General features: G+C 54.3%; 1 protein-coding gene. It reads left to right on the top strand.

Annotated features, from left to right (window positions below; all coding sequences use genetic code 11):
- A partial coding sequence (locus V5T57_RS20635) for an EF-Tu/IF-2/RF-3 family GTPase (RefSeq protein WP_332893160.1) occupies positions 1-727 on the top strand: 727 nt, incomplete at both ends.

The raw sequence follows: 727 nt of genomic DNA on the forward strand, positions 1-727 counted from the left end.
GCTGATGGCCCCATGCCTCAGACCCGTGAGCACATCCTGCTGGCGCGTCAGGTTGGTGTGCCTGCTCTGGTTGTTTACCTGAACAAGGTTGACCAGGTTGATGACGAAGAGCTGCTTGAGTTGGTCGAGATGGAAGTGCGTGAGCTGCTTTCTTCTTACGACTTCCCTGGCGACGACATTCCAGTGGTTGCAGGATCCGCTCTAAAGGCCCTAGAAGGCGAAGCTGCTGATATGGGCGTGCCCTCTATCAATAAGCTGATGGATGAGGTTGACGCCTACATCCCTGAGCCTGAGCGTCCTTTGGATCAAGCCTTCCTGATGCCAATCGAAGATGTGTTCACCATCTCCGGTCGTGGTACGGTTGTAACTGGCCGTATTGAGCGTGGCATGGTTAAGGTGGGTGAGACCATCGAGATCATTGGTCTGAAAGATACTGAGAACACCACCTGCACCGGTGTTGAGATGTTCCGTAAGCTTCTCGACCAAGGTCAAGCTGGTGATAACGTGGGTGTGCTGCTGCGTGGCACTAAGCGTGAAGACGTCCAGCGTGGTCAGGTTCTGGCTGCGCCTGGGTCGATCACTCCCCACACCAAGTTTAAGGCAGAATCCTACATTCTGACCAAAGAAGAGGGCGGTCGTCATACACCCTTCTTCTCGAACTATCGTCCCCAGTTCTACTTCCGTACCACGGACGTAACCGGCATTCTCAAGTTGCCTGAGGGTACCG

It is taken from the genome of Magnetococcus sp. PR-3 (genome assembly GCF_036689865.1).
In the GTDB taxonomy this organism is placed as follows: Bacteria; Pseudomonadota; Magnetococcia; order Magnetococcales; family Magnetococcaceae; genus Magnetococcus.